Source organism: Paenibacillus sp. YIM B09110, from assembly GCF_037167145.1.
Lineage (GTDB): Bacteria > Bacillota > Bacilli > Paenibacillales > Paenibacillaceae > Pristimantibacillus.
In genome coordinates, this window is the sequence record NZ_JBANSP010000020.1 from 75,953 (window position 1) to 92,678 (window position 16,726).

The 16,726-nt window shown below is 49.7% G+C and carries 14 protein-coding genes; all 14 read right to left on the bottom strand.

Annotated elements, in window-relative coordinates; genetic code table 11:
• Nucleotides 1–54: 54 nt before the first annotated feature.
• Nucleotides 55–852 (bottom strand): spore cortex-lytic enzyme, encoded by a 798-nt coding sequence (gene sleB / locus V8F51_RS23825; protein ID WP_337103001.1) that lies wholly within the window; start codon nt 850–852, stop codon nt 55–57.
• Nucleotides 853–971: 119 nt separating this feature from the next.
• The gene (locus V8F51_RS23830; RefSeq protein ID WP_337103002.1) at nt 972–3,695 is read right to left on the bottom strand and encodes an FtsK/SpoIIIE family DNA translocase; all 2,724 of its coding nucleotides are present in this window, start codon (nt 3,693–3,695) and stop codon (nt 972–974) included.
• Nucleotides 3,696–3,771: 76 nt separating this feature from the next.
• Nucleotides 3,772–3,990, bottom strand: coding sequence for a YlzJ-like family protein (locus V8F51_RS23835; RefSeq protein ID WP_337103003.1), 219 nt, complete (start codon nt 3,988–3,990; stop codon nt 3,772–3,774).
• Nucleotides 3,987–4,757, bottom strand: coding sequence for a ClpP family protease (locus V8F51_RS23840; protein ID WP_442956479.1), 771 nt, complete (start codon nt 4,755–4,757; stop codon nt 3,987–3,989). Before V8F51_RS23840 ends, V8F51_RS23835 begins: the two co-directional genes overlap by 4 nt.
• 198 nt (nt 4,758–4,955) lie before the next feature.
• Nucleotides 4,956–6,635 (bottom strand): ribonuclease J, encoded by a 1,680-nt coding sequence (locus tag V8F51_RS23845; protein WP_337103004.1) that lies wholly within the window; start codon nt 6,633–6,635, stop codon nt 4,956–4,958.
• Between the two features lie 512 nt (nt 6,636–7,147).
• Nucleotides 7,148–8,023, bottom strand: coding sequence for a 4-hydroxy-tetrahydrodipicolinate synthase (dapA, locus tag V8F51_RS23850; RefSeq protein WP_337103005.1), 876 nt, complete (start codon nt 8,021–8,023; stop codon nt 7,148–7,150).
• A 146-nt stretch (nt 8,024–8,169) separates the two neighbouring features.
• Nucleotides 8,170–9,399 (bottom strand): aspartate kinase, encoded by a 1,230-nt coding sequence (gene dapG / locus V8F51_RS23855; protein ID WP_337103006.1) that lies wholly within the window; start codon nt 9,397–9,399, stop codon nt 8,170–8,172.
• A gap of 186 nt (nt 9,400–9,585) precedes the next feature.
• Complete coding sequence (locus tag V8F51_RS23860) at nt 9,586–10,176, bottom strand: dipicolinate synthase subunit B (RefSeq protein WP_337103007.1); 591 nt, start codon at nt 10,174–10,176, stop codon at nt 9,586–9,588.
• Nucleotides 10,173–11,072, bottom strand: coding sequence for a dipicolinate synthase subunit DpsA (gene dpsA / locus V8F51_RS23865; protein WP_337103008.1), 900 nt, complete (start codon nt 11,070–11,072; stop codon nt 10,173–10,175). Before dpsA ends, V8F51_RS23860 begins: the two co-directional genes overlap by 4 nt.
• 123 nt (nt 11,073–11,195) lie before the next feature.
• Entirely contained in the window at nt 11,196–11,642 is a 447-nt protein-coding gene (gene dut, locus V8F51_RS23870; RefSeq protein WP_337103009.1) for a dUTP diphosphatase, read from the bottom strand.
• Nucleotides 11,623–12,891, bottom strand: a complete 1,269-nt coding sequence (locus V8F51_RS23875) for a M16 family metallopeptidase (protein WP_337103010.1) — start codon at nt 12,889–12,891, stop codon at nt 11,623–11,625. Before V8F51_RS23875 ends, dut begins: the two co-directional genes overlap by 20 nt.
• Nucleotides 12,892–12,927: 36 nt before the next feature.
• Nucleotides 12,928–13,935, bottom strand: a complete 1,008-nt coding sequence (locus V8F51_RS23880) for a polysaccharide deacetylase family protein (RefSeq protein ID WP_337103011.1) — start codon at nt 13,933–13,935, stop codon at nt 12,928–12,930.
• Nucleotides 13,936–14,123: 188 nt separating this feature from the next.
• Nucleotides 14,124–16,220, bottom strand: coding sequence for a polyribonucleotide nucleotidyltransferase (pnp, locus tag V8F51_RS23885; RefSeq protein ID WP_337103012.1), 2,097 nt, complete (start codon nt 16,218–16,220; stop codon nt 14,124–14,126).
• Nucleotides 16,221–16,355: 135 nt separating this feature from the next.
• A complete protein-coding gene (rpsO, locus tag V8F51_RS23890; RefSeq protein ID WP_307204092.1) occupies nt 16,356–16,625 on the bottom strand; it encodes a 30S ribosomal protein S15 in 270 nt (89 codons plus the stop codon).
• Nucleotides 16,626–16,726 lie beyond the last annotated feature (101 nt).

A 16,726-nucleotide genomic window follows, 5' to 3' on the forward strand; every position in this document is an offset into this window, starting at 1 on the left:
ACCGACGCTGCGCAAGGCAGTAACGGCTGCTTCCTCTCTTTGTTGCGATGTAGATTACATGCAAAATATGTGTTTGCCAATCGTCTTAATCTGCGTTCGCGTCCAAATCCACTTCGACGTCGCTGTGACCGGATTGAAGTAGTAGAGACAGCCGCCGGATGGGTCCCAGCCGTTAATCGCATCCTCTACTGCATCTTTGGCACGTTCGTTCGGCGTTAAATAAATTTGGCCGTCTGCAACTGCAGTGAAAGCGCCGGGTTGAAATATGACGCCGTAGATTGTATTCGGAAAGCTCTCTGATTTCAGACGATTCAAGATGACAGCCGCAACCGCAACTTGGCCTTCATAAGGCTCGCCGCGCGCTTCTCCATATACGGCATTCGCCATAATCTTCAGATCGTTGTCGGTCAAGCCAAGCCGATTCGATTGACCGATCGAAGTAGCATCGCCGGTTGCCGTCTCTTTGCTTGGCCCGCTACCACTACCGCCGCTACTGCCGCCTGTTGAAGGCGAATTCGCAGCAGTCGGCTTCCACGACTTCGTGGCTTCCCATAACTTCAGCTTCGTCTTCGCGCCGACGACTCCGTCCGACTTAAGTCCGAATTTCCATTGAAACCACGTTACCGCATTTTTGGTCGTTGTACCGAATTGCCCGTCGATCTTGCCGTTATAATAGCCCAAATATTTCAATCGACCTTGCAATTCGTATACATCCGAGCCCGAGGAGCCCACCTTGAGTGTTGCGCTGCTAAATGTTTCAGTTGCTTCATTCGAATAGCTTCGCAGCAAGGAGAAGGTGCCGAACAAGATCAGCACAATGACCGAGGTCACTACAATCAAACGATTTTTCATGAAGGGATCTGCCTTTCTCTTGCAAGTTAGTTCGCTGAAGTGAGCGTTACCTAACCTTATTATGAGAAAGTAATCCTGCTTCTATGCACCTCTTCCAGCTAACCCAATAGAAGGGCGGCTTAAGAGCCCGTTTTGCCAGCTTGGAACTGCTCCATCGTCATTAATACTTCACGCGGCTTGCTGCCTTCATAAGGACCGACAATCGACTTCGCTTCCATCTGATCGATTAGCCTTGCAGCTCTCGTATAGCCGATTCGCATCCGTCGCTGCAGCAACGAGACGGACGCTTGCTTCGCTTCCAGTACGATCTGCACAGCTTGATCGTACAGCTCGTCAAGCTGCATGTCATTGCTCGATGTGTCGTCGTCGATCTCGGGAACGAGATCTTCCTTGTACTCCGCTTCTGCTTGTCCTCGGGCGTAATTAACAAGGACCTCGACCTCTTGATCGGAAAGAAATGCGCCTTGCACCCTTATCGGCTTCGACATGCCGACAGGCAAGAACAACATGTCGCCGCGACCGAGCAGCTTCTCCGCTCCAACCATGTCGAGAATGGTGCGGGAATCTACCTGCGAAGAAACACCGAAAGCAATGCGGGACGGTATATTCGCCTTAATGACACCGGTAATAACGTCAACGGAAGGCCTTTGCGTCGCAATAATCAAGTGGATGCCGGCAGCGCGCGCCATCTGGGCAAGACGCGCGATTGAATCCTCTACATCATTCGCTGCAACCATCATTAAATCAGCTAACTCGTCTACGATAACGACTATGTATGGCAATACAGCGGATGGGTTGTCCGCCACCAAGTTGTTGTAACCCTCGATGTTGCGCGTCGCTGACTTGGAGAATAGCTCATACCGCTTCTCCATCTCAACAACAATCTTCTTAAGCGCCAGCGAAGCTCTGCGCGGATCGGTTACGACAGGCGCAAGCAAATGCGGAATCCCATTGTATACGTTAAGCTCAACCATCTTAGGGTCAATCATAAGAAACTTTACTTCGTCCGGCGTTGCTTTGTACAAAATGCTCGTAATGATACCATTGATACATACGGACTTGCCTGATCCCGTTGCCCCTGCAACGAGCAGATGGGGCATCTTCGCCAAGTTGCCGATGATAGGCTGTCCAGATATATCTCGACCGAATGCAATGGATAGTCTTGAAGTTGCATTTTGGAACGGGACGGTCTCCATGACCTCGCGCATCGTAACGACCGACACTTCCATATTCGGCACTTCAATACCGATTGCCGACTTGCCGGGAATCGGCGCTTCCATCCGAATATCCTTAGCTGCAAGAGCAAGCGCAATGTCATCCGTCAAGCTGACGATACGACTGACCTTCACGCCTGTAGCAGGCTGAACCTCGTAGCGTGTTACAGCTGGTCCGCGAACTACGTCAAGCACGGTTGCTTTGACACCGAAGCTTTCCAGTGTCGCCTCCAGCTTGCGCTTCGAATCGTATTTATCGGTAGCATCAGCTCCCTTGCCTATGGAGCTTGGCTTTGTCAGCAGCGAGAATGGCGGCAGCAAGTATGGCTTTTCTACCGGTCTTTCCTCCGCTATCGGCCTGCGGGGCGCATGCTCATCGCCGCTCACAGATACAACGAGAGCTTCCGATGTTTCCACCGAGCCTATACTTGCGCTTATAACCTCGCTAGGAACAGCTGCTCCGTCTCGAAGCATAACATCGTCTTCATCAGTGTCATTGGTTGAATCTTCACCGCCATTAGGCTGCTGCTGCCATGGCAGCGGCTCTTCAACTGCCTGTGGCCATTCGCCGCGGCCAGCCTCTTCATGACGTTCAAGTTCAGACTCGATTAATTCTGGAGAATGATTAATAGTCTCGCCTTGCTCCCAAGGAGCAAGGTCGGCATCCGGCTCTACCGCGTCTCCCGCTTCACCGGACTTCTCCCAAGTCTGCTCATCATTGTCCGACTGCCAAGACGGCTTGCTTCCAGAATGACGTGTATCGTCATCCTGCTCGAATATCCACTCGTCCGATGACACATCCTTATCGACATGAGCCTCTTGTGACTGTTCTTGTCTCCATGAGAAGAACAAAGATTTTTTCTTCTTCGGCTTCACGATTTCATAATCAGCGTATTCATCATCATCATCAATCGTCTGATCGTCATCTCCGTTTACGGCGACCGGACCGTTAGATGCAGCTGCTGCCGCACGGAGCGAGGACCTTTTTGCCCATTTGGCCATTAGCAGCTTAATCATATTGCCTGACCGTTTCTGAATAATGCGGCCAAGCTCGACATAAGATTTCCCGGTCATCAGCATAATGGAGATTGCGAACATAACGAGTAATATAAGCACAGATCCGTAGTATCCGAATAATGAGAACAGCATCGAATATTGTAGTGCCCCAACATACCCGCCGCTAATTGCCCTATCTTTAATCGGCGCGTCGGGGTCAGCCGCAACCTCAGCATCCGGAGCCGATAGCAATCCCATTCGGATATCCGTACTTAATTGAGTCAATATAAGACTTCCCGAAAGCTCTGTCGTCGGGCGAAGCTTCTTATCGATCTCCGTTACCGAGCTCCACAAGGTCAATGCCAACACCAATATAAACAAGCCCGTCTTCCGATTCGACCAGCCTTTCGGCCATATCCGTTTCACCATCACATATAGCCCGACGTATATGCCGATTAAAGCAAGCACGAAATAGAACTTGCCAAGTATAAGTCCGAATAACTTAGATAATGATCGCCCGACAGTTGCTTCGCCTGACAACGCGATGATGGAAATCGTTATAAGCAAAATGCCGTAAACCTCATATTTTAGTTGTGCTGCTATCGATTTTTTACGTTTTCTTCTCTTCGCCAATTCCGTCACCTCTAGTAAAACATTATACCATAGGTGGGGAAATGTTCCTATGAGACGATGGTACTTGCAATAGCCGTTATACGTAATCGTAGTTGATAATCATGCCCGGATTAAGTCTCGGGTTCAAGTAATCATCAAGCGAGCATTCAAGTAAGCGTACGATCTTGCCCATCCCTGGCGCGACAGGCGTAACAAGCATCTTTACCCCCAGTGCCCACACCTCTTGCAGTGGCTCCATCTCTTCGCTGAATCCTTCCAGCACGATCTCTAGCGGCATACTTGTATAAAGCGTCATACGGTTGCAGCCTCCCCAACTTTTCGTTTCGTCTCATTTCTCCGTTCATCAATCAACCGATTAAGCTCCTTCAAAGCATCGCCTAATCCGCCTACACGATCGATTAAGCCGTGTTTGACTGCGTCCGCGCCGATCACAGTGGTACCGATATCGCGTGTCAGTTCTCCAGTCTTGAACATCAGCTCCTTGAACGTAGACTCCGGTATTTTGGAATGCGAGGTGACAAACCGAACGACTCGCTCCTGCATTTTGTCCAAATACTCGAATGTTTGCGGCACCCCGATCACTAGACCGTTTAATCGAATCGGATGAATCGTCATCGTGGCCGTCTCCGCAATGATGGATAAGTTGCCGGCTACCGCAATAGGTACGCCAATGGAATGTCCGCCCCCGAGAACGAGCGTAACCGTCGGCTTCGACAAGGAGGAAATCATCTCGGCAATGGCAAGGCCCGCCTCTACATCGCCTCCTACCGTATTGAGGACAATGAGAATGCCTTCTATCTTCTGATTCTGCTCCGTCGCAACAAGCTGGGGAATTAGATGCTCGTATTTAGTTGTCTTATTCTGAGGCGGCAGCACGATATGCCCTTCCACCTGACCGATAATCGTCATACAGAAGATGTTGGACTCCGCATTAACCGGTGTAGAGGTTTGGCCTAGCTGCTGAATCGTTTCGACAACAGTCGCAGCCGCTTTTTTCTTCTCATCTGCTCCAGCCGGCTCGGGTTGTTCTGCTGTCAAATCATCCATTCTGATCGTTGTCATTTAATCCATATCCCCCTCTGTGCTCATAACCTGCAACTCGTCATAGTATGGGGCTGATGGCTGAATTTATACGGCTGCGCTTCATTTGGGAGGAGGAGAAATGGATAGCCTTGCGCGAAAAAAAGAGGACCGTCAAGCATAAGCAGCCTAAACTGCGAACACTTGCGATCCTCTGTTTATCCGGAATGGAAATGGAAATTACACTTCCATAATAATCGGCAAAATCATAGGGCGGCGACGAGTTTGCTCATACAGGAAGCGGCCAAGCGCATCCTTCACATTCGTCTTAAGCGAAGCCCATTCATTTACTTTGTCATTCATTAGTTTCGTGAGCGTCGAGGTGACGATACGGTTCGCTTCATCAAGAAGTCCTTCCGATTCACGAACATAGACGAATCCGCGCGAGATGATGTCCGGGCCGGAAAGTATTGCGCCGTCTTGCTTGCTTAGCGTAACGACAACAACGAGAATCCCGTCCTGGGACAGCAGCTTGCGATCGCGCAATACGATATTGCCTACATCGCCTACGCCGAGTCCATCAATCAATACGTTGCCGGCTTGTACCTTCGAGCCCTTACGGCCTACGCCGCCTTGAACTTCAACCGTATCGCCGTTATCGATGATGAAGATGTTCTCGCGCTCAATACCGATCGATTCAGCCAGCTTAGCGTGTTGACGCTGCATACGATATTCACCGTGGATAGGAATGAAATATTTCGGCTTGATCAGGTTAAGCATAAGCTTCAATTCTTCTTGGCTGCCGTGACCGGATACGTGAACGCCGGATACGGAACCTGGACCATAAATGACGTTAGCGCCTAGACGGAATAGCTCATCAACCGTACGTCCTACATAACGCTCATTACCAGGGATTGGTGTTGCTGCGATGATGACGGTATCGCCAGGCAAAATATCGACTTTGCGATGTGTCGAACGCGCCATCCGAGTAAGTGCCGACATCGGCTCTCCTTGGCTTCCTGTGCACAGAATAACGACACGGTCAGCAGCAAGCTTATTCACTTCTTCCGGTTCGATCAACATACCTTCAGGAATGTTCAAATAACCAAGCTCGGAAGCGATTCCTACAACATTGACCATACTGCGGCCTACGACAGCAATTTTGCGGCGAGTTGCTATCGAAGCGTTAATAATTTGCTGAATACGGTGTACGTTGGATGCGAATGTGGCAACTACAACGCGTTGCGTCGATTTGCGGAAAATATCTTCGAGCTCTTCCCCTACGTTGCTCTCCGAAGGCGTGAAGCCAGGACGCTCAGCATTCGTACTGTCGGACAGCAAGGCAAGTACGCCTTTGCTTCCAATCTCAGCAATCCGCTGCAGATCGGCGAACTGATCGTTAACCGGCGTATGGTCGAACTTAAAGTCACCTGTGTGAACGACAGTGCCTTCAGGCGTGTCCAAGCTTACGCCGACTGAATCCGGGATACTGTGGTTCGTTTTGAAGAAGGATGCGCGAATCGAGCCGAACTGAATTTCGGATTCAGCGTTTATAAGAATACGCTTCGTCTCGCCAAGCAAGCCCGCTTCCTTCAGCTTGCCTTCGATTAGTCCAAGCGTAAGTTTTGTTGCATATACCGGTACATTCAAACTTTTCAACACGTAAGGCAAACCGCCAATGTGGTCTTCATGACCATGCGTGATGAGAATGGCGCGAACTTTGTCGCGGTTCTCTGTGAGGTAGGATATATCTGGAATGACGATATCGATTCCGAGCATGTCCTCTTCCGGGAACTTCAATCCCGAGTCAACAACAACAATGTCGTTGTTATATTGAATGACGTACATATTTTTTCCGATTTCGCCTGCGCCGCCTAGTGCAAATATGAGCAGCTTATCCTGGTTGTTCTTCTTCGACAAGTGGATCTAGACCTCCTTAAGGTTATGCGAAGCAGCTTGCTGCTTCGTAAGCATTATAATTTGTTGGTAAGTATGGTGAAGCCTATGACAGCTTCAGGGAAAGCATATAGTGTGGCTTATCAAGCATAAAATTCCTCGAAAGCCTATTCTTTGGAAATGTAAAGCGGTGAGCCGATCATACGAATACAGCCATTCGGCTCTGTGAAACCATAAGTCGCCACGAAAAATCATACGAAAAGTACCGAAGCTTATATAGCTTCGAAAGCGTATTCTCGATCGTTGCAAACCGAAAATGCAAATATGAGTTTACGTATGCGCTTCTATCGTCAGACGCCGTTCCGACGTTATTACTTTCGTTCTCAAATATTTGCCGCACCCAGTCACTTGAACTCATTATACATGATGAAAAAGCTGGAATACAAGTGAAACCCGATTTAGCGATATTATTTAGATTTCCCCAAAAAATAAAACCGATGCTGGACGCACCGGCTGTCGTTAAATAATTGCGTTATTTACTGAATCAAATCGCGGATGAAAGCTGCTTCCTGTTCCGTTGCCGGAATGAGCGGGAGCCTTACTTCGCCTACCGGAATTCCTTTGAGCCCTAGAGCATATTTCACTGCAACCGGATTAGGAACGGGATGAGGACAGTTGAACAAACCTTTGAATACAGGGAACAATCGACCGTTAATACGCGCGGCCTCCTGAACGTTGCCGCTCAAGTAAGCGTCGATCAGCTTCTTCATCTCTGAGCCGACGATATGGCTCGCCACGCTGACAATTCCGTAAGCGCCAACTGCAAGCGCAGGCAAAGTCATGCTGTCGTCTCCGCTGTACACGACGAAGCCTTCTGGCGCTCCGGCAATGATTAGCGTCAATTGATCGGTCGATGCGCAATCCTTCGTCGCAACAATATTGTCAATCTGTGCTAGTCGAATCGTCGTTGTTGCGGAAATATTGACGCCAGTGCGCCCTTCAACGTTGTACAGGATAATCGGCAATTTCGTTGCTTCTGCAGTTGCTTTGAAATGCTGGTACAAGCCTTCCTGGCTAGGACGGTTGTAATAAGGGGCCACAAGAAGTATGCCATCCACGCCGCAAGCTTCCGCTTCCTTCGTAAGATGGATCGTATGGGCCGTATTGTTGCTGCCTGTTCCTGCAATAATTTTGACGCGGCCTGCCGCATGCTGAACAGCGAAACGGAACAGCTCCAGCTTCTCTTCGTCGGACAACGTCGGAGATTCTCCGGTTGTTCCGCATACTACGATGCTCGTGTTTTGTTGCACGTCAATCAAGTAATCGATTAAACGTGCTGCTGTCTCCAAATCAATCTGTCCGTTTGCGTCAAACGGCGTAACCATGGCGGTAATTAGTCTTCCGAAGTCCATCTGATCTCCTCCTATAAGTATAAGAGCTTTGCCTGTTCACATCGAAGTTCGATTGGGCAAAACCAACATCGTTAACAGCTATGATTAAGACTTCATCGAATACGTGATTAATCTGTGAAACCAATATATATCGCTAACGTTGCACACTATTGCGAATAAAGCGGTAGATGAAGTTCGAACTTTGCATGCAGCGCCCGAAGCGCAGCCGCCATATCCGCTTCGCGTACAAGCACCCAGATCGTCGTATTCGAATCCGCCGATTGCATAATCGAAATGCCTTGCTCTGTCAATGCTTCGACAATTCGGGCCATTACGCCCGGTTCGCCGTTCATCCCGCCACCGATTACAGATACCTTCGCGCAGCCATTGATCGCTGCTGGAGTGAATCCGCTTTCCCTGAGCACGTTAACAGCTCGCTCAGCGTCCTGATCGAATACGGTATACACGGCTCCGCTCGGCGTAACATTAATAAAATCGACGCTAATACGATGCTTAGCCATTGACTGAAACACTTGAAGCTGAACATCGCTGCGACCTTCAATCGCTTTGACCGAAATTTGCGTTATGCCTGATACATGAGCAATGCCGGTCACATGTCGATCCCTCACCGTATGCTCTGAACGATCCGATGACCTATCGGTAACGAGTGTCCCCGGGTCTGTATTGAATGTTGAACGAACGCGGAACGGGATCTTCGCGTGCTGAGCGATCTCAACCGCGCGAGGATGTATGACCTTTGCGCCTTGCCGCGCCATATTGCATATTTCAGCGTAACTGACACGGGGTAAAGGCTTTGCTTCCTCTACAATGCGCGGATCGGCTGTCAGAATACCGCTGACATCCGTATAAATATCAACCATCTCAGCTCGCAGCGCAGCGCCAAGCGCCGTTGCCGACGTATCGCTTCCGCCTCGACCGAGCGTTGTTGTATCGCCTTGCGCAGTAATGCCTTGGAAACCTGTCACAATGACGACAACGCCAGAATGCAGCAGGCTGACGATGCGATCAGGCCGTATTTCCTTAATACGTGCATGGCCATACTGTTCATCCGTTATAATGCCCGCCTGTCCGCCGGTTAGCGCAACAGCAGGAATACCTCTCGCTACAAGTAAACTGCATAAAGCGGCTGCAGATATGATCTCCCCGCAGCCCAGCAGCATATCTCTCTCACGATCCGGCAATCGATCGCCATTATCCCTGATAAGTTGAAGAAGCGTATCCGTAGCGTACGGATCGCCCTTTCTCCCCATCGCGGACACGACGATGACAACCGCGTATCCATTGCTTCGTTCTCTTCTTATGTGGTCAATGACATGTTCTCTGGCATGATCGGATGATAATGAGGTGCCCCCGAATTTTTGAATCAGGATGCGCATGTAAGCTAGCCTCCGTAGCCGATCGCAAGATGAAGCAGTCTACTACCCTTCTCTTAATACATGTACCTATTGCGTTCATTTCGGCGATTCGTATGACGTATCATGCTGCAATTCGAGCAGGTTATCAAAGACCATCCACGTATTAAGGCCGCCAGCAACTGCTTGACACCTTACTAATCGCAGTTGTTAATTATAGCGTTCAATGAGCAGCGGCTGAAGCTGCTTGCCCTGTAAAGCTGCCTCGCAGGCTTCCATAACAAGATCCATCTTGGCAACAAGCGAATTCGGCTTCTGCACCGGATTATCTTGACCGAAAGGCACGAAATAAATATGTTTAGCCACTAGCAACTTCGCAATGTTAGCGGCATTCAACCCTAATCCATCATTAGTAGATATAGCGAGCACGACCGGACGGCCATTACGCATCTGCGCCTTAGCAGCCATCAAGACTGCGCTGTCTGTCAGTGCGTTAGCCAGTCGGCTTGTCGTATTGCCGGTACATGGCGCGATAACGAGCACGTCGAGCAGCTTCGAAGGGCCAAGCGGCTCTGCCTGCACAATCGTGGAGATCAACTCATTACCGGTAATCGACTTCAATTGCGCTTGCCAATCTTCGGATTTGCCGAATCTAGTATCCGTGGTCATTAACGTATTCGATACGATCGGTACAACATTGGCACCCGCGTCGACGAACCGTTTAATTTCTGGCATGACTTCAGCAAACGTGCAATGTGAGCCCGACAACGCATAGCCCACCGTAATTCCATTCCAGTTCATGACCCATTCCCCCGCTTAATCGAATCGTCCAAAATCAACTGTGTCAAGCAATCCGCTATGATACGTCCAGCTGTCTTCGGTGCGACGATACCGGGAAGTCCGGGTGCAAGCAACGCTTTGATGCCACGCTTCTCAGCGAAGCGGAAATCAGTCCCGCCAGGCTTCGATGCAAGGTCAATAATGACCGCTCGCGATGGCAAATTTGCGATAATTTGCGCTGTGACTATCATAGTCGGAATTGTATTAAAAAGCAAGTCAATATTACCCACTTGCTGCTGCAAAACCCCCATATAAAAGGGCTCAAAACCCATCTCTGAAGCACGTGCAAAGTGCTCGGAACGACGCACGCCAACCTTCACTTTTGACCCTAAGCCCTGAAGCGTTCGAGCTAGTGTGAACCCGGTTCGCCCCAGTCCAAGAATCATGGACGTAGACCCGTGAATCGTAAAATCGGTATTCTGAATAGCCATCATAATGGCGCCTTCAGCAGTCGGTATGGAATTATAGATCGCAACGTCATCACGGTCGAACAGCTCAACTAAAGCAATATGATTTTGCTCGCATAGCTGCCGCAAATAGGGCTTCGCCATGCCTGCATATACTTTGCAATGCTTCGGCAGCTTCGCAATATGAGCTTCGGTCAGCTTCATCTGACGGTCGCTGAACACGGCATGAATAATGCCCTGATCATCCGTTCCTACTGCAGGAAGCAGAAGCGCATCCACTCCTTCGAACAGCTGCTCGTCGAATTCCGCATGCACGGCACCGTCTAGCGAGGAATGCAGTCCGTCGAAGCCGCATACCGTAACGGTTGCATCAAGCTCCGTTAACTTGCGGATAATTTCAAGCTGCCTTGCATCACCCCCAAGCAACAGCACTTGAACGCCTGTTAGCATTAGGCCTCACTCCTTTCTGGCAACTGGATATGTATCATCTTATGCTATCGCCCAAATCGGGGTGAAAAAGAAAAAAAGATCGGGTAAAATTCCCCGATCTTTCTCGTATATTTATCGTGTGCGTTACACGCCTGTATGTCCAAAGCCGCCCGCTCCCCGCACCGTTGCCGGTAATTCGCCCGCTTCTTCTACAATCGTTACGGCAGGCACTACCTGGAATACCATCTGCGCAATGCGTTCGCCTCGTGTAATCGTGAATGGCTCTTGCCCTAAGTTAACGAGCAGCACCTTTACTTCTCCGCGATAATCAGCGTCAATTGTACCCGGAGAATTCAAGCAAGTGATACCATGCTTGAACGCTAGACCGCTGCGCGGCCGTATTTGTGCCTCAAGCTCGCCAGGCATCGCCATCGCGAAGCCTGTCGGGATCAGCTTGCGCTCTCCCGGTGCCAGCACAATAGGTTCGCCGACCGCAGCCTGCAGGTCGAAGCCTGCTGCCCACTCAGACATTTTGCGAGGCACAGCTATATCCTCATTACCTTCTAATCGTTTAAACTGTACCTGGAACAAATCGATTCCTCCCCAATTGCGCAGCTGCTTTGTCATTGGATCCTACCATCGCAACGGCAAAAGGAACGGACAGCATTTGCTTCGTTACAGATTGTACATCTTCCATCGTCACCGTATCGATACGCTGCAGCAAATCGTCAAGCGTGTAGTGGCGTCCGAGCATCAGCTCGTTTTTGCCAAGACGGTTCATCCGACTGCTTGTGCTTTCAAGGCTGAGTATCAAGCTGCCTTTCAGTTGCTCCTTGCCGCGATGAAGCTCTTCCTCGGATAATCCCTTCACGGACAGCTCGCCGATCTGCTCCATCGTCAGATCAAGCACTTCTTTCGTCTGCTTAGGAGCGGTGCCGGCATAGATCGTGAACAAGCCGGAATCCGCATAGGACGTATGGTAGGAATACACGGAATAGGCAAGTCCGCGCTTCTCTCTAATTTCTTGGAACAGTCTTGAGCTCATGCCGCCGCCGAGCGCATTGTTGAGCAGGATCATTGCATACAACTTGGAATCAGTAATCGAGCAGCCAGGGAAGGTGACGCAAATATGATTCTGCTCCGTCTTCTTCTTAAAGAAGTTGTATTCTCCGTGGAATACCGGCGGCTCGTTGCCAACGATAATGCCCGAGTTGTTCTTAAAGCCGCCGAACTGTTTCTCAAGCAGCTCCAGCAGAGTCGATTCTTCTACGTTTCCTGCAACGCTAATGACCGTGTTATCAATCGTATAACGCTCTTTCATATAGCCCCGAAGCGTATCCGGTCCCATTGCCGTCAGTCTTTCTTCAAGGCCGAGAATCGAATAGGCAAGCGGGTGATCGCCGAACGATGCTCTCGATGCTTCGTCATGCACCTTGTCGTCGGGCGTATCCTCGTACATCGAAATCTCTTCCAAAATAACGTTTTTCTCTTTCGCCAGCTCTTCCGGATCCATCTGCGAATTGAAAAACATGTCTGACAACGCGTCTACCGCAATGGGCAGATGCTCATCTAGCACCTTAGCGAAGTAACACGTGTATTCCTTCGCTGTAAAGGCATTCACATTACCGCCAATGCCGTCGAATAAATCAGCAATATCTTTAGCAGACCGTTTGTCCGTGCCCTTGAAGAGCATATGCTCGATAAAATGTGAAATGCCGTTGTTCTCCGGCGTCTCATTGCGCGAACCGGTCTTTACCCATATGCCGAACGATACCGATCTGACATGCGGTATGTATTCAACGACAACGCGTAATCCATTACTAAGCGTATATTTGTTCACCAAGTATCCTCCTACAACATGAATGATATCACTATATCAGAATAAGTCCGCTCCCTCAACAACGGAGGGTGTTATTCTGCTCGAAGACAATGTCTCGCTAACCGTTCCCAGCGCATATCCCTTCGCCTTGGCGCTTGCAATCATCCCAGCCAGCGCATCCCTGCTGGATGCCGTCGGATGCATCAAGATTAATGCGCCTGGCTCAAGCTTGGCATTGATTTTGCGAATGATTGATTCCGCTGGTGGCTTCCTCCAATCCACGGTATCAATCGTCCATAATACCGTTTGCAGACCTTGCTCCCTGGCGACTTGAACGGTCATTTGATTAAAATCGCCGGAAGGCGGCGCGAACCATCGATTGTTAACGCCAAGCGTTGACTTCAGCAGCTCCTCCGTCTTCGAAATTTGCGTATACGCCGCTCCACGGTTTAATTCGCTCATATTCGGATGGGAGTATGCATGGTTGGACATTTCATGTCCGGCTGCTTGAATCTTGCGTGCCATATCGGCATTTTTGTTCAACCAGCTGCCATCGAGGAAAAAGGTTGCCTTCACATTTTCCTGCTCGAGCGTCTTCAACATCGGCTCAATATATTCATTGCCCCATGCTACATTAATCATTAGCGCAATCATCTTCTTATTCGGGTTACCGCGATATACGGGATGCGCTCCAAGGTCCTCGAGCTTTATAGACGGCTCTATTTCCTTGAATAGGTATGGGATAGCGCTGTTATCCGGCAAACGCAACGCGGCTTCAAACGTTCGTTCGACATCAACTTCGATGCCGTTATAGCCGGGGATCGCTCGCCATACGCGATCGATCGTTGCATTGACGGGAGCTTCCCGCTTATTCGCAGCTTCGGCAACAATTGTATCATAGAGCAGCCGCTTTTCCTCATCGCTGCGCTCAACGTTGCCTATCGCTAGACTTGCGCCTCCTGATTTGACTGCCGTTAGATAAGCAGATACGTCACCGTTTATACGAACGAAAACAATCAGCATCAGCATACTTGCCGCGATGATTGCCGCTTTTCGAATCGCCATAGCCCCAACTCCCGCATAGCCTATTGCGCTCCCCGCTATTCTTCTTGCTGCAAGACGCGGACACGCTTTACACATATGTATGAATCGTGGGACGAGATTATGAAGCATACCTAAAAGCGGAGCAAAACAAAAAAGAGACAGATCGAATCTGACTCTTCGTTTGAAGCGATATAGTCGTCCCAACCGCCTTATTGCGCAGTCTCAGGTGTAAGAACAGCTTTACGGGAAAGGTTGATACGGCCTTGTTGGTCGATCTCAGTTACTTTAACCGTAATTTGGTCACCGATGGCCACAACATCCTCACACTTGGCAACACGCTCATTCGCAAGCTGCGAAATGTGCACAAGACCGTCCTTGTTCGGCAAGATTTCAACGAATACGCCGAATTTCTCGATACGTTTAACCGTACCTAGATAAACTTCGCCGATGACAACTTCTTTCACGATGCCTTCGATGATCGCTTTCGCCTTTTGGTTCATCTCTTCATTCGAGGAAGCGATGAATACCATACCGTCTTGCTCGATGTCGATTTTTACGCCGGTTTCTTCAATAATTTTATTGATGATTTTGCCGCCTGCGCCGATAACGTCACGGATTTTGTCCGGGTTAATGCGAAGCGTCAAAATTTTCGGAGCATATTTGGAAAGGTTTGTACGTGATTGCGACATAACTGCTGTCATTTTACCAAGAATGAACAGGCGTCCAAGACGAGCTTGCTCAAGCGCTTGTTGCAAAATGCTGCGGTCGATGCCGTCGATCTTAATATCCATCTGAATAGCCGTTACGCCTTCAGCCGTACCTGCAACCTTAAAGTCCATATCGCCGAGATGATCTTCCATCCCTTGAATGTCGGACAAGATCGAGAAGTGATCGCCGTCTTTGATGAGACCCATTGCGATACCTGCAACCGGTGCTTTGATCGGTACGCCGGCATCCATCATAGCAAGCGTGCTCGCGCAAATACTTGCTTGGGATGTCGAACCGTTCGATTCAAGAACCTCGGATACAAGACGAATCGTATACGGGAAGTCAGCTTCAGAAGGAATAACCTTCGATAATGCACGTTCGCCGAGTGCGCCGTGGCCAATCTCGCGGCGTCCTGGAGGACGGAGCGGACGAGCCTCGCCTACGCTGAATGGCGGAAAGTTGTAATGGTGCATGAAACGTTTCGTTTCCTCAGGGGAAATACCGTCCAATATTTGAACGTCGCCCATTGCGCCAAGCGTACAAATACTGAGCGCTTGCGTCTGACCGCGAGTGAACAGACCGGAACCGTGTGTACGCGGCAACAGTGCCACATCGCACTCGATTGGGCGAATCTCGTCCAATCCGCGTCCGTCAGGACGAACTTTATCATGAGTAATAAGGCGGCGAACCTCTTCCTTCACGATATCGTACAGCACTTCCTTCACATCGGACAGAAGCTCAGGCGAATCCGCATACTTCACTTCAAAGTGAGCAATCGTTTCGCTGTTCACGGCATCGATTGCTTCTTGGCGTGCATGCTTTTCCGCAATCTTAATCGCTTCTTCAAGACCTTTGGAAGCAAATGCGCGAACTTCTTCATTTACTTGCGCATCAACGCTATGAAGTTTTACAGCCATCTTCGGTTTGCCTGCTACAGCTTGAAGCTCTTCGATCTTCGCAACGATATTTTTGATCTCGTCGTGGCCGAACATAATCGCTTCCAGCATAACTTCCTCAGACACTTCATTGCCTTCAGCCTCTACCATCATAATGGCATCTTTCGTACCTGCTACCACTACGAAAATATCAGTTGCTTGCTCTTGCTCAACCGTCGGGTTGATCACGAATTGACCGTTCACACGACCAACGCTTACGCCACCGATTGGACCGCTGAACGGAACGTCGGAGATCGAAAGCGCTGCAGATGTACCGATCATTGCCGCAATCTCAGGCGGGCAATCTTGATCTACGCTCATCACGATATTCGCAATTTGCACATCGTTACGGAAGCCTTCTGGGAACAAAGGTCGAATCGGACGGTCAGTCAGACGGCTGGACAGAATCGCCTTCTCGCTTGGACGTCCTTCGCGCTTAATGAAGCCGCCAGGGATTTTGCCGACCGCGTATAGACGTTCCTCGTAGTTAACGGTCAACGGGAAGAAGTCCAAGTCCTTCGGTTCGTTTGATGCTGTAACTGTACACAATATAACCGTATCGCCATATCGGACGGTTACCGCAGCGTTCGCCTGCTTTGCAAGACGGCCTGTCTCAATTGTGAGCGGTCTGCCGCCTAAAGTCATTTCAATGCTATGTACCATCTGTTATCCCTCCTATACCTTACATTTTTGGCAAATCTCTCGGAAACTTTTCATATTACAAAAAGCAACCCGAATCCGCTTATCCGATATTCCCGGACGGCAGGACAGCCAGGTTGCTTTTCATTACGCATGTTTTTAACGGCGAAGGCCGAGTTTTTCGATCAATGCGCTGTAACGTCTAACATCTTTGTTTTTCAGGTATGCAAGCAGCTTACGGCGCTGACCTACCATCTTGAGCAAGCCACGGCGGGAGTGGTGGTCTTTCTTGTGCTCCCGGAAATGTTGCGTCAAGTTAACGATGTTTTCAGTCAGGATAGCGATTTGAACTTCCGGAGAACCCGTATCGTTCGCGTGCGTTTTGTGAGTGTCGATCAATTCCTGTTTACGTTCTTGCGTGATTGCCATCCTAATTCACCTCCTTCTTCATAATCGCCGTTAGCCTCGTGCGCCGCCGGTGAGAGCGGACAACCAAGCTAAGGTTAAGTATGTGCCCGTATATACAAACT

Coding starts and splice junctions, on each gene's coding strand:
- rpsO (WP_307204092.1), bottom strand. CDS start 16,625: ATGGCAATCACGCAAGAACGTAAACAGGAATTGATCGACACTCACAAA.
- V8F51_RS23840 (WP_442956479.1), bottom strand. CDS start 4,757: ATGACAACGATCAGAATGGATGATTTGACAGCAGAACAACCCGAGCCG.
- V8F51_RS23835 (WP_337103003.1), bottom strand. CDS start 3,990: ATGACGCTTTATACAAGTATGCCGCTAGAGATCGTGCTGGAAGGATTC.
- pnp (WP_337103012.1), bottom strand. CDS start 16,220: ATGGTACATAGCATTGAAATGACTTTAGGCGGCAGACCGCTCACAATT.
- sleB (WP_337103001.1), bottom strand. CDS start 852: ATGAAAAATCGTTTGATTGTAGTGACCTCGGTCATTGTGCTGATCTTG.
- V8F51_RS23860 (WP_337103007.1), bottom strand. CDS start 10,176: ATGAACTGGAATGGAATTACGGTGGGCTATGCGTTGTCGGGCTCACAT.
- dapA (WP_337103005.1), bottom strand. CDS start 8,023: ATGGACTTCGGAAGACTAATTACCGCCATGGTTACGCCGTTTGACGCA.
- dpsA (WP_337103008.1), bottom strand. CDS start 11,072: ATGCTAACAGGCGTTCAAGTGCTGTTGCTTGGGGGTGATGCAAGGCAG.
- dapG (WP_337103006.1), bottom strand. CDS start 9,399: ATGCGCATCCTGATTCAAAAATTCGGGGGCACCTCATTATCATCCGAT.
- V8F51_RS23880 (WP_337103011.1), bottom strand. CDS start 13,935: ATGGCGATTCGAAAAGCGGCAATCATCGCGGCAAGTATGCTGATGCTG.